The sequence below is a fragment of the Mesorhizobium sp. ISC11 genome (assembly GCF_037162595.1).
GTDB lineage: Bacteria > Pseudomonadota > Alphaproteobacteria > Rhizobiales > Rhizobiaceae > Mesorhizobium > Mesorhizobium ciceri.
This window is the reverse complement of sequence record NZ_JAVSPW010000001.1, coordinates 227522-252582: the sequence shown is the minus strand read 5'-3', so window position 1 is coordinate 252582 and position 25061 is coordinate 227522. Positions and strand designations below refer to the sequence as shown.

Genomic DNA, 25061 nt, shown 5'->3' with positions numbered 1-25061 from the left:
CCCCTGTCTTGACTATTCGTCGCCCGGCACGCCGTAGCTCGGCGCATCGGATGGGTTGATCGCGCGGGTCACATAGGCATCGAGCTGTGGCTTGTAGAGTTGCCACAGCGCCGCCAGTTGCTCGATAGGACAATCGTCGGTCCAGTCGCAGCGCAGGTCGGCGACCGGCCACGCCACCTCACGCACCAGCTTCATGCCGGCGGAATGGACAGGGCCAGCCTCGCCGCCGGCTGTCAGCGCCGCGCGCATAGTCGCGATGAGGCGGTCGCCGAGATGCCCCTCCGACGCCAGGAAAGCCTCGACCATCGCTTGCGGCACGCCATCATGGGCCAGCATGTTGCCGCCGCAAGCGACATTGTCAGCTCGCGCCTCCGCCCAGATGCCAAGAGCTTTGGGACCCGAATGGATCGCGGTCGCTCCAGCGGCGTCGACAGCCAGCACCTGCCGGTATTCGGGATAGGCACCGGTGCGCTTCAATATGGCAATCGCCTCCGCCGCGGACGCGCCGCGCGCCAGCAATTCGAGACCGCGCAGTCCAAGCGTAGGATCGGTGACGTTCTGGCTGGCAATGGCCCCGGCGCCCGCCTGCGCATAGGCGCAGCGCGCCGCAACAGCAGGCGACGAGGAGGACACCGCGACCCCGAACATGCCGGTGCGGCCGCACCGCGCGACAATGGAAAAGGTCATCGCAATCAGTCCGGAATGACGGCGGTGCCGTCGATCTCGACCAGCCAGTCCGGCCGCGCCAGGGCCTGCACGACAAGGCCGGTCGAGACGGGATGCACGCCTTTGATATACGCGCCCATGGTACGGTAGACCGCCTCACGATGGCGCACATCGGTGATGTAGACCACCACCTTGACCAGGTGCTCCATGGTGCCGCCGCACTCCTCGATCAGCTGGCGGATGTTCTGCATGACCTTGTGTGTCTGCTCGACCGGATCATGGCTGTCGATGTTCTTGGCCGTGTCGAGGTCCTGCGGACATTGGCCGCGCAGATAGACGGTCCTGCCGCCCCGCGTAACGACCGCCTGGCACAGATCATTGTCGAGCTTCTGCTCGGGATAAGTGTCCTTGGTGTTGAACTTTCGAATTCTTGTATGCGCCATCTTGGTCTCCGTCGGATCAGGCTCGAGGTCGGGGCATCCCGTTTGAGGTGCCGTGTCTATGCCACCTTGGTCTCGCGCTTCGCGGACGCATGGTAGGCCAGGTATTTGCGCTGCGTGGAAATATGGTCGGCCACATGCTGCGCGTCGTGCCAGACGCCCCAGATGAAGCTCGACCCCCTGCGCGATTGCCAAGGCAGTCCAAGGAAATAGATGCCGGGCTCGGTCGACACACCGCGCTGGTGCTTCGGCTTGCCCCTTTCGTCGAACACATCGACCTTCAGCCAGTTGTAGTCGACGGTGAATCCCGTCGCCCAGATGATCGAACCTATCCCGGCTTCCGACAGGCTCAGCTCGAGAATGGGATCGGTCATGCATCGCGGGTCCGGGCCGATCTTGCGGGCCTCGGGCTCCGGGGGAAGGTCGAGGCCGTTGCGGGCGACATAGGCATCTGCCTCGTCCAGAACCGACATGTAATTCGCATCGCCGCGCGCGATATTCTTGGCCAGATCGGGTGCGAAGGTCATCACACCGTGCCTGTAGGATTCGGTCCGGCCAACCAGCGTCATCCCTTGCGCGGCAAGGCGCCGGAAGTCGATCGTCTGGCCGCCACGCGCGCCGCTGACCGCGATGGTGACATGTTCGGTGCCGGGCGCAGGCGCCTGCGCGTCCCACTTGCCCAAAACCCCCAGCCACCAGCAGAAGTCACGTTCGCGATAGGCCCGCGGCGGCCGATCGTGCGGCCCGACCGAGAGATAAACCCGCCGTCCCGCACGCTGGAGTTCGTCGGCGATCTGCACCCCCGAAGACCCGGAGCCGACCACCAGCACCGCGCCTGCGGGCAGTTGGCCGGGATTGCGATAGGCGCTGGAATGTATCTGCATAGGTCCGGCGTCCCCGGGAACGACGGCCGGGATGACCGGATGCTGGAAAGCGCCGGTGGCGGCAACCACGCTCCTGGCTTCGATCACGCCATCCGAGGTTTCGATCCGGAAGCCGGGACGGCCGACAAGCCTTTCCACTTTCCTGACCTCCACGCCGCAACGGATGGGGGCAGCGATCATGTCGGCGTAAGCGACAAAATAGTCGGCGACCTTCTCCTTGCCGATAAAGGCATCCGGACCGGCATTGGGAAATTCCATGCCGGGAAAACGGTCATGCCAGGCGGGACCATTGGCAACCAGCGAGTCCCATCTCTCGCTACGCCAGCGTTCGGCGATGCGGTCCCGCTCCAGCACGAGATGGGGCACGCCGCACTTGCTCAGATGCTCGCTCATCGCCAGCCCCGCCTGGCCGCCGCCAACAACAAGCGTGTCTACTGTTTCGACTGGCATTCAGCGGCCCTTTCTGGCTCTCCCCGAGAGTTTCTGCGCATGCGGCGGAGGTCTGATCGTTGGTTTACTGGAGGGACCGGGCAGCGAAAATTACGATTTCATGTGGCAGTGGTTAGCTTGTTCCTAAATGCTGAATTGGCCGCGCGCAGACGGCTACGCCAGTATTGCCATAGCCGCCTTTTCGCCAATCATCATGGATGGCGCATTGGTGTTGCCCCCGATCAATGTCGGCATGACGGAGGCATCAGCGACGCGCAGATTGTCGAAACCGCGCACCTTGAGACCGGCGGGATCAACCACCGCCATGGCGTCGTTGCCCATCCTGGCCGTGCCAACCGGATGATAGACGGTAAGAGCCTCGGCACGCAGATAGGCGAGAATCTCGTCATCGGTGTTCACGTCGGGCCCAGGCAGGATTTCCGGTCCGCGGATGCCGCCAAAAACCGGCGAAGCCAGGATCGAACGCGCGACCTTTATGCCCTCGACGAGGGTCAGGGCATCCTGTTCGTCACTGAAGAAGCGATGGTCTATGAGCATATTGCGGCGGGTGCCGTCGCGTTGAAGCGTGATTTCGCCGACGCTCCCCGGTCTCAACACACAGGTGTGCACGGCATAGCCGTGGCCATATTCGACGAGCCGACCGCGATGGCTGCGATAGCCCGGCACGAAGTGGAACTGAATGTCGGGTATGCTCCCGGCATACTTCGTCCTGGCAAAGCCGCCGGCTTCGACATAGTTGGTCGTCAGCATGCCTTTGCGCCGGGCGAAATACTGGAACGGCGCCGCCAGCATCGCCGGAAGATTGGCAAGTGAAAGGCCGAGCGTCTTGCGGCTGTTCGATCGCACCGTGATCATGCCATCGACATGGTCGCGCAAGTTCTTACCGACGCCTGGCAGGTTCGCGACCGGTTCAATCCCCGCTGCTTTCAGCTCCCCGGCCGGGCCGACGCCGGAAGCAAGCAGAATGCGCGGCGATCCGATCGCACCCGCGCTGAGGACGACCTCCGCTCGGCACCCCAACCGTTGGGTTGCGCCTTCCCTGATCACGTTGACGCCGGTGACGCGCTCGCGTTCAATCGCCAGATCAAGAACCTCGACGCCTGACAATATCCGCAGATTCGAGCGGCCGAGAATCGGCCGGACAAAGGCGCTGTAGGCCGAGAAGCGCTCGCCTCTGTTCTGGGTCACGTTGTAGATGCCGAGGCCGAGTTGGCCACCGGCATTGAAGTCGCGGTTCTCGGGCAGGCCTACGCCTCTGCCCGCCTCAACCCACAGGCTGGATACCACGTTGGGATCGCGCGGATTGTCGACCAGCAATTCGCCGTCGAATCCGTGATAGGCGGGGCTCTGCAACAGGCAGTTCCGCTCCAATTTCTTGAAGACCGGCAGGACATCGGCATAGGACCACCCGGCACAGCCAAGCGCTGCCCATTCATCGTAGTCCTGCGCGGCGCCACGAATATAGACCATCGAGTTGATCGAACTCGACCCGCCAAGAACCTTGCCCCGGTTGACCGGTATGCGGCGGTTGTTGAGCAGCGGCTGCGGCACGCCCTTGTAGCCGTAGTCGAAGTTCGGATTGCCGTAGAGCGAGAGAATGCCGGCCGGCACGCGCACCCTGGTGCGGTCGTCGCTGCCGCCCGCCTCGATCAGGCAGACACGAACTGCCGGGTCTGCGCTCAGCCTGTTTGCCAAGACACAGCCGGCCGAGCCCGCGCCAATGACGATATAGTCAAATTCCGCCGCCTCGATGCTCATGCCTTGCCCGTTTCGTCATCCACACCGAAGGCTGCCGATGTCTGTTTCATGCATGTCGTCTGCCCAAAACCGAGGTCACTTTTGAGCGACATGCATTAGTGCTCGTCGTCTTCGTCATTCTTCAGGAGCTCGAGGATCTCCCGCTTCATGGCGATGAAGTTCGGCTCCATGACCAGATCCATGCTGCGTGGACGCGGGAGGCCCACGCGGATTTCCTTCTTGATCTGACCGGGCCGGCCGGACATGACGAGCACCCTGTCCGCCAGCAGGATCGCTTCGTCGATGTCATGGGTAACGAACAGGACCGTCTTCTTGGAATGATCCCAGATCCTCAGCAAAAGCTTCTGCATGCTGTGACGGGTTTGGCTGTCGAGCGCTCCAAAAGGCTCATCCATCAGCAGCACGTCCGGATCATTGGCGAGCGCGCGCGCAATCGCAACGCGCTGCTTCATGCCGCCCGACAGCTGAGACGGGTAATGGTTGGCGAACTTTGCCAGACCGACCTCGTGGAGAAAATGCTCGACAATGACCCTGCGCTCGGCCGGCGCAATGCCCTTCCGCTTCGGGCCATATTCGACGTTCTGCGCCACCGTAAGCCAGGGAAACAGCGTATATGCCTGAAACACCATGCCGCGATCCGGGCCCGGCTCGGTAACAGGCTTGCCGCCGACTACGATCATGCCGCCGGTGCGCTCCTCAAGACCGGCGACGAGATAAAGCAGGCTCGACTTGCCGCAGCCGGATGGGCCGACGATCACACAGAATTCGTTGGGCACGACGTGAAAGGAAATGCCATCCAGCGCCAGCACCGCATTGTCACCCTTGCCGTAGCGCAGGACCACATTGTCGATGCCTATGTCGGAACTCTTTGGTTTCGTCGTAAGATTCAGGGCGTCCATGTGTGCGTGTTCCTCAATTGGCCCAGGGAGCGACGAGGCGGCGGATGCCCCGGAACAATTGGTCGGTGCAAAGACCAAGGATGCCGATCATGGCGATGGCCATGAAGATCACGTCGACCTGAAAGCCGCGCATGGCTTTGAGCGAGATGTAGCCAAGTCCGCTGCGGGCGGCGACGAGTTCGGCCACGACGAGATAGGTCCAGGCCCAGCCCATGGTGACGCGCAGCACATCCAGCACGCTCGGAAGCGTGGCCGGAAATACGATGTGGAAGACCGTGTCGCCTCGTTTCGTGCCGAGCGTATAGGCTGCGTTGACGAGGTCGCGCTGGACGCTGCGAGCGCTGTCGGCGATCATGACGAGCTGCTGGAAGAAGACGCCGAAGACGATGACGGCAACGCGCTGCTCGATGCCGATGCCGATCCACAGGATGAAAAGCGGCACGAAGGACGTCACCGGCAGATAGCGTATGAAATTGACCAACGGTTCGAGAACGGCCTGGACGATGCGATAGGTGCCCATCGTCAATCCAAGCGGCACCGCAACGATGCTCGAAAGGACGAAGCCGATCAACACCACCTGGACGCTGGCGAAAACATGCTCCCACAACGACCCGTCAAGCGCCATGCTGATGGTGGTGGACAACACGGATTCGGGGCGAGGCAGGAACATTTCCTTGACCGCTCCGGAATAGGTCAGCGCGAACCAGCCGCCGATGACGGCGATCCAGACCATGAAGCCGAGCGTAATGGAGAGAGAGCGCGGCACAGCCCGAAACGGTGTGGCGATGACTTTCAGGACGGATCGACCGGCCTGACCTTCTTCAACTCTCGCGGTCACGCCATTGCTGACCAGAGAGCTCGTGTTCGGTGCTAGTGTCACGGGATACCCTTTTGGGCCGCTTGGACCGGAGGCGCGAGGTCCGCCTCCGGTTCAGCCAAATCACTTTGCAACGTCAAATTACTTCGCAGGCCAAGCTACTTTGCAAGGCCAAGCTACTTCCAAGGCCAAGCTACTTTCCAAGGAAGGATGTATCGACGAGGTCGTCATACTTGACGTCCATTTTGAGCTTGCCGAAGCCGCCCCAGATATCGCCGCCCAGCTTGATCAGCTTGCCGGCTTCGCCAGTCTCGCCACCGGCGAAGAATTCGGCATTGCGCTGCTTACCGTAGAAGTTCACGCCAGCGGCCGAGGAAGCGAAGTCCTTCGGATCCTTCAGCCAGCCACCGACGCCTTTGGCCATCACCTCATACGCCTTCTCAGGATTCTCCTTGATGAACTCGTTGGCCTTGTAGAGGCCCTTCACCAGCGCCTCGACATCTCCGGGGTTCTTCGTGATGTAGTCGCAGTTGAGCGCCACCACATCGACGATCAAGCCGGGTGTCTTGGAGGAGTCGATCAGCACCTGTCCCTTGTTTTCCTTTTTGGCCAGCGTCAGATGCGGTTCCCAGGTGACGGCAACGGGAATGCGGTCGGCCATGAAGGCGGCGGCGGCATCGTCTGCCGTCATGTTGGTGATCTTCACATCGGCCTGGGTGAGACCGGCCTGCTTGAGCAGGATATTGAACCAGAACTGCGACACTGAACCCTCGTTCAGCGCTACGTCCATGCCTTTGAGGTCGGCGATGCTCTTGACCCCGCTGGGCGCGAGCACGCCATCGCCGCCATGGCTGTCATCCAGCGCATAGACCGACTTGAAGCAAACATCCTTCGAACGATACTTCATGATCTCGTCGACGGTCGAGGCGCTGCCGTCGAGCTCGCCGGCGGCAACAGCCGCCATATACAGCGATGCTTCCTCGATGATCTCAAGCGAGACATCGAGCCCACCTTCCTTGAAGTAGCCCATGTCACGGGCAAGGAAGAGCGGTCCGTACCCCACCCAGGTCGTCATGCCCAGTTTCAAGCTGCCAGCTTCGGCGTGGAGGCTCACCGATATGGCGCTGAGCGCAATGCCGGCCACCAGCGCGGCCCGGCGAAACTTCGAGATTATTGTCGTCATCACGTTCCCCTGTTTTTCTGAAGTCGGGCGTTATCCCGACCCGAACGAAACCCGCTCCGGAGGCATCGCCGAAGCCTGTCGCCTGACGTTCTTTTCTTGTTTTCTTTCAGCCGATGGCGGAGCAAAGCACGTTGGGTGCGCTGCACAAATTATGATTTTCAGTAGTTCGGCTTAGGCTGGACCTAACCAGACTGCGTTGCGTCTGCGCCATCGCGATTTCGCCATCAGCAAGCTGCACCATTTCTTCCTTCCTCGGCCAGCCCGAGGCCACACCATTTTACGCGCCATCTATTGGCCGGGGCTGAGAGAGGGGGAACTGGAGCCGAGCTATTGTGGGCTACGGCCTAACGAACGGGTTGCAGTTCGGCGATTTCGACATTCTGGCTGATCCGTCCGGACGGCTGATCCGTCTTTTCGGAATCGAGTCACCTGGCCTGACAAGTGCGCTGGCGCTGTCGGATTGGGTTGTCCAATTTGTCGGAAAGACGAACTTCTTCTTGCTTTAGCCTTTGACCGCCCCAGCGGTCATGGATCCCGATATCTGCCGATACATCACAAGACCCAGCAATGCCGGCGGCAAGGCGCCCAGCATCATGACCGCGGAAGCGGTTCCCCATTTCACGCCACCGCCGCTCGCGGCGAAGAAGAAGGATGCGCCGACCGTCATCGGCACGGCACGACTGGTTGTCAGCATGAGGCCGAAGAGGAATTCGTTCCAGGCGGTGATGAAGCCGAAGATGAAGGTTGTGACCAGCGCCGGTCGGATGACGGGCCGGACGATCATCATCATCACCTGCAAGGAATTTGCGCCATCGACTTTCGCCGCCTCGTCGAGTTCGACTGGTACATCTGAAATCGCGTTCACCAGGATGACGAGTGCAAGCGGCGCGTTGACGATGGTCAGGATGAGCCCGAGCCCGATCCGCGTATCGAGCAGGCCCAGCCACTGGTACATCATGTAAAGCGGGATCGCGAAGATGATCAGCGGCACGGCGCGAAGATTGATGACGATCGGCAGGACCAAGCGCTTTCCCGCCTCGCTGCGCGCGATCGCATAGGCAGCCGGGAACGCGAGCACGATCGCAAGGCCGGTTCCGATCAGCGCCGCCACGGTGCTGTTCAGCAGATAGGCATAGATGTTGAAGCGGCTGGTCTGCGTCAGGACCTCCAGATAGTTGTCGAGCGTCGGCTGGCTGATCCACAAACCGGGGTTCGTCGAAAGCTCGCGCTGGCTTTTGAGCGATGTGATCAGCGTCACGATAATGGGGAAATTCATCGCCAGCACGGCGATGGCAAAAACGATCCAGCGCAGTGCCCCGGCCATCGTCAACGCTTCCTGCGGCCGGCAAGCCGATTAAGGCAGTGGAGAACGATGAACGACGCCATGAACAGGACAACCGAGGCGGCGACCGCCTTGCCAATAGCCCCTTCCTTGAAGAAGGCTTGGTAGATGTAGATCGACAAGGACGTCGTTGAACCTCCTGCACCACTGCCGGTCAATGCATAGACATTGTCGAACACCCGGAAACCGTCGATGAAACGGATGAAAAACGCGATGACCAGCGTCGGCTTCATCAATGGCAGGTCGATCCACCGGACGATCTCAAACGGTGATGCGCCATCGAGCGAGGAGGCTTCGCGCACGTCGAGCGGTATGGCCGAATAGGCCATGTAGAAGAGCAGGAAGGCGAAAGGCGTCCATTGCAGCGTCTCCACGACGACAAGGGTGCGGAAGGCATTGTTGATGTCGAGGAAGGCCGGGCTGTCACCGAACCATTGGAAGAGATAGTAGGGGACGGGTCCCGCAAATTCATGCAGCACCAGCCGGTACATGAGACCGACCATGGCCGGCGCGACCATCAGCGGCAGCATCAACGGCGCCATCAGGACTGGTCGCTTGCTCAGAAGCGGTGCCAGGAAGATGGCAAGGAAAAGACCGATCAGACATTCCGCTGATGCGGTAAGAATACCGAAGCGCAGAGAGAACCAGGCCGAGCTCCAGAATTCGCGGTCGTTCAACACCGCGACATAGTTGCTGAAACCGCTCAACACCGGACTGCGCAGCGTCTCGAATGTGACGGCCGAAATGGAATAGATCAGATTGACGATCGCCGGAAAGCCGAGGAACAGCAGCAGGAAGCCGACCAGCGGCGTCAGATACATCCTGCCTTCGGCACGTGTCACAAGGGCCATGTCGATCCGCCAAACGCGCCGGACGCCGAGCTCGACCCGGCGTCCGGCAAATGGTTCATTTCTTGAGAAGGTCCTGCATGCCCGCCTTGGTGTGGGCGAGCGCATCCTCGAGGCTCTGCTGGCCGGACCAGTAGCCGGTAAACTCCTTTGCCTGCAGCTCATAGACCGGGAGCGCACTCGCGGACGTCGCTCCGGTCATGACATAGCCGTACTTGCTGGCGAATTCGCCGAGCTTGACGAGATCGGGACGTTCCTTCGCAACCTTGGCGACGACATCGGGAGACAATGCCGGCGAACCGCCGCTGCGCGCATAGAGCAAGGCCGCATCCTCGGTGGCGAGCCACTTCAGGAACTTGACGGCGCCTTCCTTGTTCTTGGCGTTCTTGTTGAGGCCCAAACCAAGGCCGTGGATATGATCGGCGCGTCCGTCGGGACCTGCCGGCGGCGCGACGATCCCGGTCACCTCGGCGACCGCCGGAGATTTTTCGGTGCTGGTCAGATCCGCCGCCGCGGCATTCCACTGCAGTGCCGTCGCGGCCTGACCGGATGCGAAGGCCGCGTTGGTTTCCGCATATTCGTAGCTCAGCGAATCCTTGGGCGATGACCCGGCATCATAGAGTTTCTTGTAGAGCTCGAGGCCGGTCTTGTAGGCATCCGAATCCACCGTGACATTGCCGTTCTTGTCCATCCAGTCGCCGCCGTAGGAGCGCGGCAGCGACTGGAAGACCATCATGTTGAACAGCAGGTTCTTCATCTGCAGGACCGTGCCGTAGCGCACCGGGCTGTCGGGGTTCACCTGCTTGGTGAAATAGAGGGCGGTGGCCGCCCAGTCGTCCCAGGTCCAGCTGTCCGGGTCCTTCGGCTGCAGCGGCTTGCCGAGATATTTCTGGGCGATTTCACCATAGGTCTTCTTGGCGGCGTCATCCCTGTTCAAGGCGTCGACGAGATCCTTGCGGTAGTACATGAAGTGCAGCGAAAGGTCTGTCGGCACGCCGTATTGCTTGCCGTCGAACTGCATCGTCTTGAGAACGGATTCGCCGAAAACCTTGGCCGCATCCGCGCCAAGATCGACCGGCTCCATATAGGGCGCGTAGCGACCGAGCGAGTAGGTGGCGACGAGGTTCACGTCGAAGGCGTTGGATCCGGCCGCCATGTCGGCCTGCAGCTTGTCGTAAAAGCCTTCGCGGTTGAAGAACAGCAGCTCCACCTTGTCGGCATCGCTTGCCTGCTTGTTGTAGGTTTCCACGGTTGCCCGCAGTGCGGTTTCCTCGGACCCGCCAGGCCAGCCGAGCACGGTCACGGTTGCGTTGGCAAAGGTCGGCAAAGCTGTCCCCGCGAGGAGGGTGGCCATAAGCGCAAAAGACGTCCTGCTCAATTTCATGATCGTTCCCTTCTTTTTTGATGATTTTTGCATGGCATGACCGGCGGCGCCGCTACCTTGCCCATTCGGCAAGATCGGCAACACCGATGACGCCGGCGTGGCCCGCGAGCTTCGCCGCAACGAGATTGGAGGAAAGGCGCGGTGGAACCTCGCCCAGAAGCGCGCGCACCCGGTCGAGATAGCCATCGGCAAGACCGATGCTGCCGCCGATGACGATCGATTTCGGATCGAACATCATCTGAATGTCCCGGCACAGCGTCGCGACCCGCGAGGCGCTCCGCGAGACGATGGCGTCGGCCCAGGCCTCGCCCTTCAGCGCACGCCCGAACACATCGGCGGCATCGGCCTTGAAGCCGGCCTTGAGGGCCTGCGAAGCGATCCAGCGGCCGGAGGTGCTGTCTTCGAGTGGGGCATGGTCTGCAGACAAACCACGGATCAGACCGAAGTGACCGGCAAGACCGGACAGCAATCGGCCGTTGCAAACGATGCCGCCGCCAATTCCGGTCGAGATGGTCAGAAAGACGATGTCGCGACCTTGCCCGGCGCCGAATTTGTATTCGCCCCAGGCGGCTGCCTGGGCATCGTTGAACGCACAGACGGGCTTGCCGAAAACAGCGGATGCCCTTTCGACCAGCGGGTAGCCGTCGGGAATGCCAAGCGTCGCCGGGTTCAACGCCGACCAGCGTCCATCGTGCACCAGTCCCGTCACCGCAATGCCGATACGACTGAAGCGGCTCGACCAGGCCGACGTGCTTTGCGCAAGGGATGCCAGCCAGGCGTCGGGTCCAGCCTCTCGCGCCGTCGGCACGATCATGTCCTCGATCACCTTGCCGCCGCTGACCAGCGCGGCCATGGTCTTGGTTCCGCCGATGTCGATGCCCAGCACGGTTGGGCCAAGCACGGTTTGCGTGCCTCTTGCCGCATAGGCCTCGGAAATCGCCTGGTGGAACCACGAGGTGACGTGCTCGGTACGGGTGATCGCCGATCCGACAACCACGGCACAGGCGCCGGCGCGCGCGGCGGCGGCCGCCTGCTCCGGCGACCGGATACGCCCTTCGGCGATGACGTAGGGGGTCAGGGTTCGCATCTGAGCGATGAGGGCGATGTCCGGATCCTCCGGCTCCGGCCCGCCGACATAGCCGGAAAGCGTCGTGCCGACAAAATCGACACCCGCGGCAAGGGCCCGGCGCGCATCGTCAAGGCAAGAGCAATCGGCCATGGTCAGCTTGTTCCTGGCCTTGACGGCTTTCACAAGCGCTTCGACAGGAACGGGACGGACACGGTCCGTCGCATCGAAAGCGATGATATCGGCGCCCGCCTCGGCCAGCGCCTCGACATCGGCCAGATAGGGCGTGATGCGCACGGGGCTGTCGGTGAGATCGCGCTTGACGATACCGATGATCGGCACGCGGACTGCCAGGCGGGCGGCCGCGACATAAGGCACGGATTCGATGCGCAGGGCCTTGGCTCCGGCTTCAAGAGCGGCCCTGGCAAAGCCCGTCACGAATTGCGCACTGTCCATCGGGCCGCCGGGAACCGGCTGGCAGGACACGATGAGACTGTTGGCGATGTCTTCCCGCTGCACCTCGGCACTCCCCTGTCGCCATCACGATAAATGGAAAATACCAGATTACAACCAGTTCATAACTGGTATTATCTTTGCAGCTCGAAGACGAAGTCGTAGACGTCTCCCTTGTAGCGTGTCTCGCAGTATTCCACGATCTGTCCGTCGGCGAGAAAGCAGCGGCGCTCGGTCATCAGCAGCGGTGCGCCCATCTCGCAATGAAGGTGTCTTGCATCCTCCAGCGATGCGCCGCGCGAGCGCATGCGCTGGATTGCCCTCTGAGGCAGGAAGCCGCGTGCATCTAGCGCTTCATAGAGGGAGTCCTGAACCATCTCGGGCGAAGGAAGGAAGCGAACCGGCACGGCCGAGACCTCGACGGCGATCGGCGCGCCATCGGCCGTCCGCACGCGGCGCATGCGGATTACATTGGTGTTTGCGGCAATACCCAAAGCCATCATTTCGGCTGGCGATGGACGGCTTATCTGTTTGGAAAGCCATAGGCATCCAGGCTTCAGGCCGCGCGCCAGAATGTCCTCCGAAAAGCTCGTCAGCGTCGAAAGCGATTTTTCGACCCGCGACCCGATCTCGGTTTTGGAACCATGCCGGCGATTGAGCTGCCCTTCCTCTTCGAGCAACGCCAGAGCTTTTCTCACAGTGACACGCGAGATCGACAGGGCTTCCGCCAGAACCCGCTCGCCCGGCAGAACCGCGCCGGCCTTCAAAGCGTTGGAACGGATCGCTGCCTCGATCGCCGATTTCAACCGTCGGTAAAGCGGCACATCGGAGGCTGTCGCTTCCATCTCCCGACTGACAAGCCCGATCAGGTTCACGGTTGTCATTGCTCTTCCTCCCGCGCGAGAAGCACCCAGGATCAAAACATTCCTGACTGGACCCATACTGGTATTATCAATCCGGTGCAAACGTCCCGCGGGCGGTGCCTCGTCCGCGCCGTCAGCGCACCACGACCCCTCAGCGAACCTTCGGTGACAGCTTCATGGAGATGCGATCGCAGGCAGCACGCAGGACCTCCAGAGTAAAGGCATGGCGGCTTTCACGCGTATGGCGATTGATATAGGCGACGATAATGGAGGCGACGGCGCTGCCGTCCGGTCCGATGACCGGACAGCAGATATCGGTGATGCCGACGAAATCACGGCTCTCGCGCATCCAGTAACCGTCCGCGCGGATGGTACGAAGCTGCTTTTCCAGCGCCTCTCGATCCAGCGGCGCCGGCGAATGTGCCGCACATTCGTCGATCATCCGCGTCGCGACCTTTGGCGGCTGGAAGGCAAGGATCACATGGCCGGAGGTCGCGTCGGTGGCCAGGCGGCCGTAGCCGAGGCGCAGCGTGAACGCCATGTCCTCGCCCCCGGGAACGGCCGCGGTCACGACAGTCAAGCCATGATTGAAGACGACCAGGTGCGGCGACTGATTTGAGTCCCCGGCAATCCGCGTCAGCTCGGGCATTGCGGCGGACATGAGATCCTGAGCGCTCGGCGTGTGCAGCCCCAGCTTGAAAAGCTTGTCGGTCAACGAATAGGCGTCGGTCTCGGCGTTGCGCTCGATATATTGACGCTCCTGGAGCGCGATCAGCATCCGGAAAATCTCATTCTTCGAACGACCGAGGCCTTCCGCGATCTCCTTCATCGTCAAGGGCGCTCGCGCCTCCGCCAGCAGCTCCAGGACATCCAGACCCTTCGTCAGCGCCGGGGCCGAATAGGTCGGTTTGCCACTCTCTTTTGCGTCATCTGCCATTCGAAGAATCCCCGGTGGTCCACGCACGATAGAGACAAGAAATCGGAATTGCCATTGGTTTTATATCCAAACTTGACACCATATATAAAACTGACATGATGACGGGGACAATGAATTTCGAGGCCGAGCTGATGACCGTCCAGAGACCAGCAAACACTGTCCGCGCGACCATCACGCCCCGGAACAACAGTGTTTACACGTCGGTCGATTTCGATCGCGAGGGCAAGCAGATCGGCTTCTTCCATGTGCCCCAATCGCCGCACGACGATGCCTGGGGCACGGTCCGCGTTCCGCTGGCCGTCATCAAGAACGGAGACGGTCCGACGGTCCTGATCGAGGGTGGCAACCACGGCGACGAATATGAGGGGCCGATCGCGCTCGGCGAGCTTCTGCGCGAGATCGATCCACGGGATATAGCCGGTCGCATCATCGCGATTCCGGCCATCAACATTCGGGCCGTCGAGGCCGGCACCCGCACCTCCCCGGTCGACGGGTTGAATTTCAACCGCAGTTTTCCAGGCGATTTCAACGGCACGCTGACAAGCCAGATAGCGGCCTATGTGCATGACATCCTGTTTCCGAAGGCCGACTATTTCCTGGATCTCCACTCCGGCGGTTCGTCCCTGATGATCCTGCCGAGCGCGATCATCGAGCCCTCCCCGACCGCGCAGGGGCATCGCAAGAACATCAAGGCGACGCTCGCCTTCGGGGCGCCGACCGTTGTCATGGTCGACAATCTCGGTGAAACCCGGACCTCGACCGCGTCCGCCAATCACCAGGGGCTGATCGTCATCGGCAGCGAGATGGCCGGCGGCGGCCTTGTCAGTCCGGATGCGTTGGCCATCTGCCGCAGGGGCATCCGCAATGTGCTGAAACATGCAGGCGTCCTGAAGGGCGCGCCTGACATTGCCCCTGGCGCCAACGCACGCGTGCTCAAGGTGCCCGGAAGCGAAGGCTATCTGCTTTCCGAGGAGGACGGTGTCTTCGAACCCTTGAGCCCGCTCGGCAGTGCCGTCAGCAAAGGCGACCTTGCCGGACGCATTCACTTCCTCCACACGCCGTCGCGCGCGCCCATCGATCTCCTTCACCCCATCGACGGCATCGTTTTCGCCAAGCGTCAACCCGGCCGCGTGCGCCCGGGGAATTGCTGTTTCGTGCTGGCCAACGAATATCCGGAGGCACTGACCGATGAGCCATGAAGACATCATGGCGGCTGCCCGGCGCATTGCCCCCTTCATACGGCGCACCCCGGTCGTCAAGCTCGACCATGCCACGGGCGCGAACCTCCAAAATGATGTCTATTTGAAACTCGAATGCCTCCAGGTGAGCGGCTCCTTCAAGATCCGGGGCGCCACGAACCGGGTGAAAACGCTCGAGCCGGGCCGGATCGAAAACGGACTGGTCGCCGCATCCGGCGGCAATCACGGCCTGGCCACCGCCTATGTGGCTGCCCGGGCCGGCGCTCCCGCCACCATCTACATGCCGAACAATGCAAGCCCGCTGAAGGCGCGCCCTGATTGATGAAATTCTCGATGATGCTGACCTGTTTTTCCAGGCTGCCCTCGGCGCGGGCGAGCATCTCGGCTACCTCTCCCTTTCCACCCGCGCCGATGTCGGTCGCGCGGTGAAAGCCGCCGAAGGCGCACGCGGGACCATGCGCAAGATGGGAACCTTCGCACGCGCTCAATTGTGCATGCGCATCGCCGACGCGATCGACAGGCGCGCCGAAGAGCTTGCCCACCTGCTCTGCCTGGAACAGGGGAAGCCCTTCCACAGCGAGGCAAAGGCCGAAGCATCGGCGGCAGCTCTCGGTTTCCGCAATGCGGCAGAGCAGATGAAGTGGCTGGAGACGGCGGCGTTTCCGCTGGCCGACGCCAACAAGCGCGCCTTCAGCTTCCTGCAGCCGAAGGGCGTCTTTGCCATCATCACGCCATGGAATTTCCCGATCGCCCTGCCCTGCCTCTATTATCTCGGACCGGCCGCCGCAACGGGCAACACCGTTGTCTGGGTGCCGGCGCCGACGACATCGCTGATTGCCACGGCACTTGTCGAATGCTTCATCGAGGCGGGCTTGCCGGACGGCGCCATCAATCTCGTTCTGGGAGATGGTGCGGAGGTGGGCGACGAGGCCGTCGTTCATCCGGGCACCCATGCCATCGGCTTCACCGGCAGTTCCGCCACCGGCGCGTTGATCGCCCGGCGTGGCGCGGGCAAGCCGCTTCTGCTCGAAATGGGCGGCAACGGTCCGACCATCGTGCTAGCCGATGCCGATATCGACATGGCCGCCGCCCAGGTGGGGGCCGGCTGCTTTGCCAATGCCGGGCAGATCTGCACGGCCACCGAACGTGTGCTGGTGCATAAATCCATCCATGACCAGTTTATCGAAGGTCTGGTGAAGCGGCCGCGAAGGTGAAAATGGGCGACCCTTTCGATCCCGCGACGACGATGGGGCCGATCAACAATGCGGTCGCCGTCGACAAGGTGCTCAGCCACATTGCGGACGCCCGCGCTCGTGGCGCCGAGATCGTCACCGGCGGCAATGTGGCGTCGGGTTTTGCTACCAATCTCTATTTCGAGCCGTCGATCGTCACAGGACTGACCCGGGAAAGCCTGCTCAACGTCGAGGAATCCTTCGGGCCGGTTGCACCCGTCCTGACCTTCGAGACCGACGAGGAGGCGATGGAACTTGCGGCGTCCAGCCCCTACGGCCTGTCGGCCGCGGTCTTCACCAGCACCATCAAGAACGCCTTTGCCTTTGCTGAAAGCCTGAGGGTCGGTATCGTCAACATCAACGAGATGAGCTGCTATTGGGAGCCGCATATTCCTGCCGGCGGCGCCGCCGGGACGCAGAGCGGCCTCGGCCGCACCGGGGGTCGGCACACGCTGATGGAAATGTGCGACCTGAAGACGATTACCGTGGACGTCACTCGCTGACATTCAAGGCCCGCGCCTTTTGCGCGGGCCTCCCGTGCGACCGTATGCCGTTCGGCAGCGAGCTGTCAGATGGACCGGCGCAGGCTGTCGGCCATTTTCTCGCCAATCATGATCGAGGTCAGATTGGTGTTTGCCTGGCAATCGAGCGGCATGATCGACGCATCGATAACCCGCAGCCCTTCAAAACCGTAGACCCGGCATTCCGGATCGACCACGGCCTCACCGGGCCTACCCATGCAACAGCCGCCGATCCCATGCTGCGCATCGGAAGACTGCGCCAGCAGGAAATTGTCGACCTCCTCGTCGCTTGCCATTTCGAGCCATGACAAAGGCAGATCGGAATCCCCCAGCAGGACGCGCTCGGCGATCGCCTGGATCGGCGCTTGCCGGGCAATCTCGCCAAGGTGGCGATAGGCGATACGCATGCGCTGAAGATCCATCGGATCGTCCAGCATGTTCTCTTCCACGATCGGCTGGTCGAAGGGATTGGCGGAACGCAACTGCACGGTGCCCCGGCTCTTGGCTTCCATCAGGATCAGATTGACCATGGCCTCGCCGAACTGGGCGCTGTCGGATTCCACGCCGATACCGCCATGGTTCATGGCGACGTAAAGAATGTCGTCGCGCTCGGCACCCGGCACGCCGGAACTCGTCCGCACACAGCAGTTGGTATGCCGCGCGTCGACATCGGTCGCCTTGAATTCCGGCTTCAGCTTCAGTTCGATGCGGCAATAAGGATGGTCGAAGAAACCTTCGCCGACCGGCAGGTCGGCAAGCACCTCGATGTCCTTTCGATTCAAGAGAGCCGCCGGACCGATGCCCGAGCGCTGCAGGATGACTGGAGAGTGGATGGCGCCGGCCGAGACGATGACCAGCGGCGCCTCGAATTTGCGAACCTGACCGGCCACGATGGCCAAAACGCCGATCGCTTTCTTGCCATCGAAAAGCACCTTGTCCACTGTCGCCTGCCCGATGATGGTGAGGTTCGGCCGGTCGCGGGCAGCTTCCAGATAGCCGTCATTGACCGACACGCGCTTGCCGGCTCGACTGTTGATGGGATAGGTGCAAGCCCCTTCGGCATCCGGAGCATTGAGATCGTCATGCCAGGGATGGCCGAGGGCCATCGCGCTTTGGCGCATGGCCTTGTCGACGCTTCCCCAGCTTTCGACAGGCGCGCGGTAGATCGGAATCGGGCCATCGCTGCCGTGAAAATTAGCCGCGATCGGGTCATCCTCCAGCCGGCAGAAGAAGGGCAGCACGTCGGCTCCCGACCAGCCCTTGCATCCGATTTCCTCCCAGCGGTCGAAGGCATGGAGCACGCCGCGAATGGCAATCTGCCCATTGACGGCCGTCGAACCGCCAAGCCCCTTGCCGCGCCAGTAGACCCGATGCTCCTGCCGCTTGGTGCGGCGAGCCATCAGGTCGGGGTACATATATTGTTGCTGAAAATGATCGGGAAGCAGCAGGTTGAAGGGATTTGGACTCGCCATCTCGGCAGGTTGCTCGCCGCTCCGGTAGTCCGGCCCCGCTTCCAGCAAAAGCACGTTCGTGGCCGCATCTTCGGTGAGCCGGGCGGCAAGGACAGCCCCGGCTGCGCCGGCTCCGACAACGATGACATCAAAGCGCATGCCGCACTCCCTACATCCGACCAATGCACGGCTCACTCGACCGCGACATCATCTTTGATTTCATTGTGCACGATCATCTGCTGGCATTCAGGCTCGGCGACGGACGCCGGAACCGACCACCGCCGTTGCACGACAGCAAGATCATCATGATTTGTTTTATATGTAAATATGATTTCGTATATGAACCCATCGGAAGTATCTCTTTTCACCATCTACTCCATACAGCGCGACGAACCCCGGTGCTTTCCGTCCCCCCTGCCGGCGGCTCTCACACCGTCATCGTCCATCGCCTTTTGATGTCGATCGGCCCTCGATAAAAGCGGTGTTCGACGCGCTGCCCTTCCACGTCGCCCCCAGGGAACAACTGCTTCCATGGAAAGTTAGTCCATGGCTACACCGCCGGTGAGCTTTCACGACAATCCAAGGGAGACAAATCATGGCGACTGCAAAAAGAGCGACGACCAAGGGACTGGAGGCTTTGTTCCTCGATGGGCTGAAGGACATCTACTACGCTGAAAAGAAGATACTCAAGGCCTTGCCGAAGATGGCAAAGGGCGCCGAATCCGAGGAGGTGGCTGCGGCCTTCGAAAAACATCGCATGGAAACCGAAGGCCAGGTTGATCGGCTCGAGCAAGTGTTCGAACTTATGGACAAACCGGCGCGCGGCAAAACCTGTCCGGCGATCGACGGCATTCTTGAGGAAGGGTCGGAAATTCTCGACGAATACAAGGGCGACCCAGCCCTGGATGCTGGGCTGGTCGGCGCGGCACAGGCCGTCGAACATTATGAAATCGCGCGCTACGGCACGTTGGTCGCGTGGGCTGAACAGCTTGGCAAGAGCGACGTGGTCAAGCTCCTCAACGAGACATTGAAAGAGGAGGTCGCGACGGACGAAGCGCTTTCCGGGCTGGGCGAAGGCGGTGTCAATGAGCGCGCCCTGGAGCAAGCTGCCTGACTGGGCGTCCTGACTGATGTCGCCCCGGCAAAGCCGCCGGGGCGACTTTCGCAACCCCAACCGCGGCGTCGTCGATAGCACCTCTTTCAGATGCAATCGGACCCACCCCGATACTTCGGGGTGGGTCTGCTGAAATCACCCGCGATCAGCGGTTTTTGTGACTTTGTTCGCCAGCTTTCACGTGCTGTTCGTGGGTTCCACCACGCATGCCGGATCCATCGCCCTGCTGCCGTTGACCACCACCAGCGGCCTGCTGTTGCTGCCGGTTTTTATTGTCGGCATTCTTGTGGCTCTGCTGGCCTGCCTTCACATGCTGTTCGTGGCTACCACCTTGATTGGGCATTCTTCTTCTCCTTCACAATGCACGAGGCGACAACCGCCTCGATTGCCTAAGAAGAGTCAGGCGCGAACGTTCCCTTACGTAACATTTTGTGAAGACCCTCAGACAAGCCGGGCGTTCGAAGGAGCTTGAGATGGATGCCGACCCGGCGAGCATTGCGCCAACCTCGGGAGTAAGGTGCGTTGCACTGTCCCGCTGAATTGAAATGGGTGGTCTCGAAAGCTTGCTGGATAGCGAGATGCGCACCTTGCCACCATAATATTTCACCGAACCCCAAACGCCGTTTATGCATTTGCGCGGAACGGTGGTGCTGTTCGCGTAGGCCGCATTGGGAGTCATCAGAGGTGCCATGAGAACCGCGATTGTCGAGATGGCGGTGAATGTTTTCGTCAAGCTGCGTAGCATGATCGAATTCCATCCTTGGACTCAGTTGAGGTTCAGGTTCGACCGCTCAGCCTTTTGCGGATGTCAGTCTGGCGTTGCGGCTGTGATATTGGGCAACTCAGCGTAATTCAGCGTGAAATAACGATCATCGTTCCCCGGTGTCTTCGCATGATCGTCGAGAGATGATTTCCGGTCTTCGCGGTCCGTGCATCCGGATGGCTGTCAATGGAGGCTCGGCAGGCGACCCGCTTAGACAATGTCGTCGGCCAGGGCTGCAAGGCCCCGCCGACACAGAAGCTCGCCGCGGGATAAGGCTGGCCGAGGCAATTGAGAGAAGTAGATCAACCGTCACCTTGCAGGGACCGCCAATGCGATCTGCCTGTTAGCCTGGACGGACCCATTCCAGCGCAATTCACGTTGAGATCACGCGGAGCACTGCAAAGCATGCGTCATAAGGGAGGAACCCGACATGACGCTCAACATCAATAAGCCGCTGCGTGTAGCCCCAGTCGAAATTTCAGCTCGCGAAACAGCCTCATCCTTCACGGTCCGGTCTCCGCGCCTCCTTGCTTGGCGCAGTGCGTTGACGGCACGGATGTCTGGCCCTGGGGGAGCCTACAATGTCGGCAACCTCATTGGTCTTTGTCAGGGGATTACGGCGCAGATTCTCGTATCCGGCGATCTGAACCAACTCCTCTGGACAGGCGCGCCGGCCGCCATCAGCCATTATTTGACGGGCAATTTCGCTGCGATCGCAATGACCTCGGCGACGGCGATCTTCTTCGCCAGCGGCGAGATCTACCATCGCGCCTGGAACGGGCGTCTCAAGCCTAGGGAAAATCTCAACCGCCTGGGTGATTTCCTGTCCGGCGTTGGTGCCGTTTGCCTTGGCCTGGCCCTGTTTGAACTTGGCCATCCGTTGCTGGCGTTGACATCGGGCCTGCTTCATTCCGTTGGAAAATTCGGCAGTGCTTGCCACCGACCCGGTGTCCGGATCCTCAACTTGTCGGAATACGGCCCCGACCCGTTTCGCGTCATGGTCCTTCTCAGCCGGCTGCCGGCCCTCATCGCAGCCGGGACAGGACTCTGTGCATCGCTGTTCAAATTCGAAGTCGAACAGCCACAGCATTGGTCCACGCCCGCCAGCCTTCTCGTTTGTTACCTGCTCTGGTCCTGGGCTGACCTGCTTCTGTTCCGATCGAGCCAACCTCGCGCAGCCCGCGATCATTCCGCCGGCTGATCAAGCTTCGCTATTCCAACCTCATTTGGAGAGACACCATGTTTGGATCATCATCCGACAATTCCGCAGAACAGATCGGCCGCTCCTATCCCTTGCAGCGACGCATCGGCACGATCTGCGTTTTCGGCGGCGCCATGCTTGGCAACGATCCCGACCACGCCCGTTGCGCCACCATCCTTGGCGAGACGATAGCCGCAGCAGGTATTCGCCTGGTCTATGGCGGTGGCTGTGATGGCCTGATGGGCCAGGTGGCTATTGCCGCAGCAGAAGGGGGTGGAACCGTGATTGCGATCACACCGCAGTTCCTGATCGAGCGGATGAGAATGCTATTATCGGGGTGCCAGACGATTTCAGTTCCCGACATGAGTATCCGCAAACAGCTCATGTTCGACTACGCGGATGCATTTGTAGCCTTGCCTGGCGGCATCGGAACCGTTGAGGAACTGACCGAGGTCATGACGCTTCGCAAGCTGGAAAGGCACTGCAAGCCGCTGGTCCTGGCGAATTTCAAAGGCTTCTGGTCACCACTTCTCGGCGTCTTCGAGAGCATGTCTGAGGCTGGCTTCATGAACTCGTCAACCCGATGCACGCAAATGGTTTCGGCAACCCCGGAGGCCATCCTTCCGCTTCTTCAGCGCAGCGTCAGTTTCGAGCAGAACGAACCGCCAAAGCCCGTCCTGCTGCCCACCATCCCCGTCTTGCGCAGATCACATATATCGAGTGCTGGCCCCGGATAGATCGCGAACCAAAAGACGCGTTCTTCCGCGCAACACCAGCCACCTCGACAATGACGGGGTCCGTCGGCCCCGATCATCGCTTTCAAACCCGATCACAAACCGTTGGAGCCATTGCCCGCTGTGGTGATGCGATCAATCATGTCCAGATTCAAGGCAAATTCCTTGCTAATGCTTGCTGCGCTCATTTGGGGAGTGGGCAATGTGTCCCACAAGACCATACTGGCCCACCTCGATCCCATGGCGGTTGTTTTCCTGACCAGCGTGATCGCCGGACTGGTGACGTTGCCATTCGCGGTGCGGGAGCGCGACTCCGAAACCAACACCGGCTGGTTTCCAAGTGTGGCGAGAGTGGTTCTGCTTTTTGCCCTCGGCTGTGTGGTCCAGCAATTGTCCTATGTCAGCACGACGGTGACGAACTCGAGCCTCCTTATCAGCGCTTCACTGTTATCACGCCGATCGCCGCGTGGCTGATCATGAGGGAGCGTCCAAGTGCACTGATCCTATTCGTCGCAATTCTGACGGTCGTGGGATCGGCTCTCCTGGCGGGCGGCTTCAATGGTTCGGCAACCGCCGGCGACGCTTTCGCCGTCCTGACTGCAATCTGTTTTGCAGTGTGGACGGTCGAACTCGGGCGGCATGTGCAGGCACATGGCCACCCCTTCGCGACGGCGGCCGCACAGTTCATCGGCACGGCCGTTGCCACGCTACCTTTCGCCCTGCAGGGCACAATGACATTTCAGGCAATTATGGCAGCATGGCCAGAACTCATCATGCTTGGTGTGTTCTCGACCGCTGTCGGCTTTTGCCTGCAGACTTCTGCACAGCGCTACACCACTTCGTCCCATGCGGCGGTGATTTGCAGCGGAGAGGGTGTGTTCGCCGCCATTTCCGCTGCCGCTCTGCTTGGTGAACGGCTTTCGCCCGACGGGCTTCTGGGTGCGGGCGTCATTCTGTCCTGTGTGCTGTTCACCGCCGTCTCGGCGGGCCCGAAGCTCGATCCGTCAGTGTCATGATCGCCTCGGCAATGTCGCTCTGCTCTGGGGCCGCGCCATTCAGACCACCGACGGGCAAGTCTGTTTCTACTCCCGGATTCATGCCAAGCTACTCGCCTGGCCGCATTCATCCTTCTGGAAAACGAGGTCTACTTCGATGCTCCACGGCGAAACGTCCTCCTTCGAAGCCGCCAACATACCGAACCGGTCAAACCAGAATTCAGACGACGGCCTCAACGACAAGCCGACCTTGCGAGGCATCAGGCTCTTCCCGTCCCTGGCGGACGTGCCGATCGCCTTGTTTGACGCAACCGAAGACGAGAGCGCCATCGACCGCACCAAGGCGGGCTTGCTGGACATCACGGCGGAAATGGTCGGCCCGACCGATGGACTTGAAGGCAGTGATCTCAGCCCTACACCAGCCGGCTTTACCTATTTCGGTCAATTCGTGTTCCATGACATCGTCTTCAGCCAAATATTCGGATTGCCCAAGCCGACAGGCAAAACCCATCATTTGAAGAACGCGTCCTCGCAAGGCCTTGACCTTTCGGGGCTCTATGGGCGGGGGCCGATCGTCGACGCCCATCTCTACGATGTTGCGGATGGGGCGGACCTGTCGGCTTGCCGCTTTCCGATCGGCTTGCCTTGCATGAAAGGCAGTATGCTTCCGGTCGACGGTAAGACCATGCAAGGCCGTGATTTGCCGCGCATCGACTTCTCGGGCAAGTTTATCAGTGTCGAGGGTCGGCGATCGCCTTATCGGCCCTTGGTGGCGGATCCGCGAAACGACGACAATCTTGTCCTGTCGCAACTGCTCTGCACACTCATGGGCATCCACAACAGGATCGTGGATCTGCTGCTTGGCATCGGCACCGACCCAGCAGAAGCTTACAAGCGTGCCAGGATCTATCTGACCTCGGTTTACCGCACTGTGATCATCAACGACTATCTGAGAAAAGTTCTGGCTCCGGAAATATGGGACCATTTTTTCGCCAGTGACGATTTTCTTGGCGCCGGAGTCTCGGCACTTGAGACTTTCAATGCGCTGCCTTTGGAATTCACCTTCGGTGCGTCGCGCTTTGCCCACGCCATGGTCCGGCAGTTCTATGTCGTGAACGACAGGTCGGTCGAAGAACCAGCCAATCTGCGCAAAATGCTGTCCTTTTCCAGCCTGCGCCCGGGTGGGGAGATTCCAATACCCGAGAACTGGATTGTCGACTGGAACCGGTTTGCCTCAGCCGACCCCCCGTCGAAAGCTCAAAGTGCCCGGCGCATAGGACCATTCCTGTCGAAAGAACTGACGATTGCCGGCCTGAGTGCGGAATTGAACGGCACAGTCCGGCCGGTTGCCTTCATGGATTGCTGGCGCTGTTACGACCTTGGTTTGCCATCCGGGCAGGACGTGGCCGGTGCGGTGAAGACCGCCCTGGGCGACAACAGTATCGATGTGCCGGTCCTGACGGGCAATGACATGCTTCCCACGGCCGCCTGCGCCAAACGTTACGTCTACAACGCCGGCCGACTTCGGGCCGCTTTGCAACGGTACCCGGAGTTCCTGAGGCAAACACCTCTCTCCTACTATATCATCCAGGAGGCGTCCGTTCTTGGTAATGACGGCAGCCATCTTGGCCCAGTTGGCTCCTATGTGGTGGCCGCCACGATCGCATCCGCACTGTTCAAGGCTGCCGATACGGATATCACCTCTCGCAGGCTCATTCCGGACGTAGAGCCAAAAACGCTGGCAGGACTGCTCGATCTCAATGATACTGCGAAGGTATCGGATGAAGTGCTTGGCGGCCTGCTCGGCAGTCAGGGTTTTCAATAGCGCTGATAACGGCAGTGCTACAGTGCTCAATCTGGT

24 protein-coding genes and 1 pseudogene are annotated in these 25061 nt (G+C 60.9%); 10 read left to right on the top strand and 15 right to left on the bottom strand.

The features are described 5' to 3' along the window. Positions 1-12: 12 nt before the first annotated feature. From RPF88_RS01305 to RPF88_RS01275, 7 genes are all read right to left on the bottom strand, one after another. Positions 13-687 (bottom strand): DUF1028 domain-containing protein, encoded by a 675-nt coding sequence (locus tag RPF88_RS01305; protein WP_013530450.1) that lies wholly within the window; start codon positions 685-687, stop codon positions 13-15. 5 nt (positions 688-692) lie between these two features. Next, positions 693-1109, bottom strand: a complete 417-nt coding sequence (locus RPF88_RS01300) for a RidA family protein (RefSeq protein ID WP_337121563.1) — start codon at positions 1107-1109, stop codon at positions 693-695. 56 nt (positions 1110-1165) lie between these two features. Further along, a complete protein-coding gene (locus RPF88_RS01295; RefSeq protein WP_337121562.1) occupies positions 1166-2440 on the bottom strand; it encodes a flavin-containing monooxygenase in 1275 nt (424 codons plus the stop codon). Positions 2441-2593: 153 nt separating this feature from the next. Next, entirely contained in the window at positions 2594-4198 is a 1605-nt protein-coding gene (locus RPF88_RS01290; RefSeq protein WP_337121561.1) for a GMC family oxidoreductase, read from the bottom strand. A 95-nt stretch (positions 4199-4293) separates the two neighbouring features. After that, positions 4294-5097 (bottom strand): ABC transporter ATP-binding protein, encoded by an 804-nt coding sequence (locus tag RPF88_RS01285; RefSeq protein WP_013530446.1) that lies wholly within the window; start codon positions 5095-5097, stop codon positions 4294-4296. 13 nt (positions 5098-5110) lie between these two features. Next, positions 5111-5977 carry an ABC transporter permease gene (locus RPF88_RS01280; RefSeq protein ID WP_024503974.1) on the bottom strand — a complete coding sequence of 289 codons (867 nt, stop codon included), beginning with the start codon at positions 5975-5977 and terminating at the stop codon, positions 5111-5113. A gap of 130 nt (positions 5978-6107) precedes the next feature. After that, positions 6108-7097: an ABC transporter substrate-binding protein gene (locus RPF88_RS01275; RefSeq protein WP_013530444.1), complete on the bottom strand. Its 990-nt coding sequence runs from the start codon at positions 7095-7097 to the stop codon at positions 6108-6110. Between the two features lie 332 nt (positions 7098-7429). Between RPF88_RS01275 and RPF88_RS01270 the strand changes: the two genes are divergently transcribed. Further along, on the top strand, positions 7430-7603 hold the full coding sequence (locus RPF88_RS01270; protein ID WP_164752743.1) for a hypothetical protein: 174 nt from the start codon (positions 7430-7432) through the stop codon (positions 7601-7603). Here the strand turns inward: RPF88_RS01270 and RPF88_RS01265 are convergent. The 6 genes from RPF88_RS01265 to RPF88_RS01240 form a co-directional block, all read right to left on the bottom strand. After that, positions 7600-8421: a carbohydrate ABC transporter permease gene (locus tag RPF88_RS01265; protein WP_024503976.1), complete on the bottom strand. Its 822-nt coding sequence runs from the start codon at positions 8419-8421 to the stop codon at positions 7600-7602. The two genes, RPF88_RS01270 and RPF88_RS01265, sit on opposite strands and share 4 nt — an antisense overlap. A 2-nt stretch (positions 8422-8423) precedes the next feature. Further along, positions 8424-9290, bottom strand: coding sequence for a carbohydrate ABC transporter permease (locus RPF88_RS01260; protein WP_224620666.1), 867 nt, complete (start codon positions 9288-9290; stop codon positions 8424-8426). A gap of 55 nt (positions 9291-9345) precedes the next feature. After that, complete coding sequence (locus tag RPF88_RS01255; RefSeq protein ID WP_337121560.1) at positions 9346-10641, bottom strand: ABC transporter substrate-binding protein; 1296 nt, start codon at positions 10639-10641, stop codon at positions 9346-9348. 82 nt (positions 10642-10723) lie between these two features. After that, positions 10724-12256, bottom strand: a complete 1533-nt coding sequence (locus RPF88_RS01250) for a putative N-acetylmannosamine-6-phosphate 2-epimerase (RefSeq protein WP_337121559.1) — start codon at positions 12254-12256, stop codon at positions 10724-10726. Between the two features lie 68 nt (positions 12257-12324). Next, on the bottom strand, positions 12325-13074 hold the full coding sequence (locus RPF88_RS01245; RefSeq protein WP_027160933.1) for a GntR family transcriptional regulator: 750 nt from the start codon (positions 13072-13074) through the stop codon (positions 12325-12327). A gap of 130 nt (positions 13075-13204) precedes the next feature. Further along, entirely contained in the window at positions 13205-13990 is a 786-nt protein-coding gene (locus tag RPF88_RS01240) for an IclR family transcriptional regulator (RefSeq protein ID WP_024503981.1), read from the bottom strand. A gap of 95 nt (positions 13991-14085) precedes the next feature. On the opposite strand from RPF88_RS01240, the gene RPF88_RS01235 reads away from it, so the two are divergent. From RPF88_RS01235 to RPF88_RS33270, 3 genes and pseudogenes are all read left to right on the top strand, one after another. After that, on the top strand, positions 14086-15189 hold the full coding sequence (locus tag RPF88_RS01235; protein WP_337121558.1) for a succinylglutamate desuccinylase/aspartoacylase family protein: 1104 nt from the start codon (positions 14086-14088) through the stop codon (positions 15187-15189). 7 nt (positions 15190-15196) lie between these two features. Next, complete coding sequence (locus RPF88_RS01230) at positions 15197-15511, top strand: pyridoxal-phosphate dependent enzyme (RefSeq protein WP_337121557.1); 315 nt, start codon at positions 15197-15199, stop codon at positions 15509-15511. Between the two features lie 103 nt (positions 15512-15614). Next, a pseudogene (locus RPF88_RS33270) lies at positions 15615-16924 on the top strand (aldehyde dehydrogenase family protein). A gap of 65 nt (positions 16925-16989) precedes the next feature. Here RPF88_RS33270 and RPF88_RS01215 read toward each other — a convergent pair. Beyond that, complete coding sequence (locus RPF88_RS01215; RefSeq protein ID WP_337121554.1) at positions 16990-18588, bottom strand: GMC family oxidoreductase; 1599 nt, start codon at positions 18586-18588, stop codon at positions 16990-16992. A 400-nt stretch (positions 18589-18988) separates the two neighbouring features. On the opposite strand from RPF88_RS01215, the gene RPF88_RS01210 reads away from it, so the two are divergent. Further along, a complete protein-coding gene (locus RPF88_RS01210; protein ID WP_013530428.1) occupies positions 18989-19507 on the top strand; it encodes a YciE/YciF ferroxidase family protein in 519 nt (172 codons plus the stop codon). Positions 19508-19652: 145 nt separating this feature from the next. Here the strand turns inward: RPF88_RS01210 and RPF88_RS01205 are convergent, their stop codons facing one another. Further along, positions 19653-19850 carry a hypothetical protein gene (locus tag RPF88_RS01205; protein ID WP_013530427.1) on the bottom strand — a complete coding sequence of 66 codons (198 nt, stop codon included), beginning with the start codon at positions 19848-19850 and terminating at the stop codon, positions 19653-19655. 850 nt (positions 19851-20700) lie between these two features. On the opposite strand from RPF88_RS01205, the gene RPF88_RS01200 reads away from it, so the two are divergent. The 5 genes from RPF88_RS01200 to RPF88_RS01180 all read left to right on the top strand — a co-directional run bounded on the left by RPF88_RS01200 (position 20701) and on the right by RPF88_RS01180 (position 25025). Then, positions 20701-21471 carry a hypothetical protein gene (locus tag RPF88_RS01200; RefSeq protein WP_224620674.1) on the top strand — a complete coding sequence of 257 codons (771 nt, stop codon included), beginning with the start codon at positions 20701-20703 and terminating at the stop codon, positions 21469-21471. Between the two features lie 38 nt (positions 21472-21509). Next, complete coding sequence (locus RPF88_RS01195; RefSeq protein ID WP_063172726.1) at positions 21510-22208, top strand: TIGR00730 family Rossman fold protein; 699 nt, start codon at positions 21510-21512, stop codon at positions 22206-22208. A gap of 138 nt (positions 22209-22346) precedes the next feature. Then, on the top strand, positions 22347-22679 hold the full coding sequence (locus RPF88_RS01190) for an EamA family transporter (RefSeq protein ID WP_337121553.1): 333 nt from the start codon (positions 22347-22349) through the stop codon (positions 22677-22679). A gap of 2 nt (positions 22680-22681) precedes the next feature. Beyond that, complete coding sequence (locus tag RPF88_RS01185; RefSeq protein ID WP_337121552.1) at positions 22682-23221, top strand: DMT family transporter; 540 nt, start codon at positions 22682-22684, stop codon at positions 23219-23221. After that, on the top strand, positions 23115-25025 hold the full coding sequence (locus RPF88_RS01180; RefSeq protein WP_337121551.1) for a peroxidase family protein: 1911 nt from the start codon (positions 23115-23117) through the stop codon (positions 25023-25025). Before RPF88_RS01185 ends, RPF88_RS01180 begins: the two co-directional genes overlap by 107 nt. The last annotated feature ends 36 nt before the right edge of the window (positions 25026-25061 follow it).

Excerpts from the sequence above, each read along its gene's own strand:
- RPF88_RS01305 (WP_013530450.1), bottom strand. The coding sequence starts at position 687 with ATGACCTTTTCCATTGTCGCGCGGTGCGGCCGCACCGGCATGTTCGGG.
- RPF88_RS01300 (WP_337121563.1), bottom strand. The coding sequence starts at position 1,109 with ATGGCGCATACAAGAATTCGAAAGTTCAACACCAAGGACACTTATCCC.
- RPF88_RS01295 (WP_337121562.1), bottom strand. The coding sequence starts at position 2,440 with ATGCCAGTCGAAACAGTAGACACGCTTGTTGTTGGCGGCGGCCAGGCG.
- RPF88_RS01290 (WP_337121561.1), bottom strand. The coding sequence starts at position 4,198 with ATGAGCATCGAGGCGGCGGAATTTGACTATATCGTCATTGGCGCGGGC.
- RPF88_RS01285 (WP_013530446.1), bottom strand. The coding sequence starts at position 5,097 with ATGGACGCCCTGAATCTTACGACGAAACCAAAGAGTTCCGACATAGGC.
- RPF88_RS01275 (WP_013530444.1), bottom strand. The coding sequence starts at position 7,097 with ATGACGACAATAATCTCGAAGTTTCGCCGGGCCGCGCTGGTGGCCGGC.
- RPF88_RS01265 (WP_024503976.1), bottom strand. The coding sequence starts at position 8,421 with ATGGCCGGGGCACTGCGCTGGATCGTTTTTGCCATCGCCGTGCTGGCG.
- RPF88_RS01260 (WP_224620666.1), bottom strand. The coding sequence starts at position 9,290 with ATGGCCCTTGTGACACGTGCCGAAGGCAGGATGTATCTGACGCCGCTG.
- RPF88_RS01255 (WP_337121560.1), bottom strand. The coding sequence starts at position 10,641 with ATGGCCACCCTCCTCGCGGGGACAGCTTTGCCGACCTTTGCCAACGCA.
- RPF88_RS01245 (WP_027160933.1), bottom strand. The coding sequence starts at position 13,074 with ATGACAACCGTGAACCTGATCGGGCTTGTCAGTCGGGAGATGGAAGCG.
- RPF88_RS01240 (WP_024503981.1), bottom strand. The coding sequence starts at position 13,990 with ATGGCAGATGACGCAAAAGAGAGTGGCAAACCGACCTATTCGGCCCCG.
- RPF88_RS01235 (WP_337121558.1), top strand. The coding sequence starts at position 14,086 with ATGATGACGGGGACAATGAATTTCGAGGCCGAGCTGATGACCGTCCAG.
- RPF88_RS01230 (WP_337121557.1), top strand. The coding sequence starts at position 15,197 with ATGGCGGCTGCCCGGCGCATTGCCCCCTTCATACGGCGCACCCCGGTC.
- RPF88_RS01210 (WP_013530428.1), top strand. The coding sequence starts at position 18,989 with ATGGCGACTGCAAAAAGAGCGACGACCAAGGGACTGGAGGCTTTGTTC.
- RPF88_RS01205 (WP_013530427.1), bottom strand. The coding sequence starts at position 19,850 with ATGCCCAATCAAGGTGGTAGCCACGAACAGCATGTGAAGGCAGGCCAG.
- RPF88_RS01200 (WP_224620674.1), top strand. The coding sequence starts at position 20,701 with ATGACGCTCAACATCAATAAGCCGCTGCGTGTAGCCCCAGTCGAAATT.
- RPF88_RS01195 (WP_063172726.1), top strand. The coding sequence starts at position 21,510 with ATGTTTGGATCATCATCCGACAATTCCGCAGAACAGATCGGCCGCTCC.
- RPF88_RS01190 (WP_337121553.1), top strand. The coding sequence starts at position 22,347 with ATGTCCAGATTCAAGGCAAATTCCTTGCTAATGCTTGCTGCGCTCATT.
- RPF88_RS01185 (WP_337121552.1), top strand. The coding sequence starts at position 22,682 with ATGAGGGAGCGTCCAAGTGCACTGATCCTATTCGTCGCAATTCTGACG.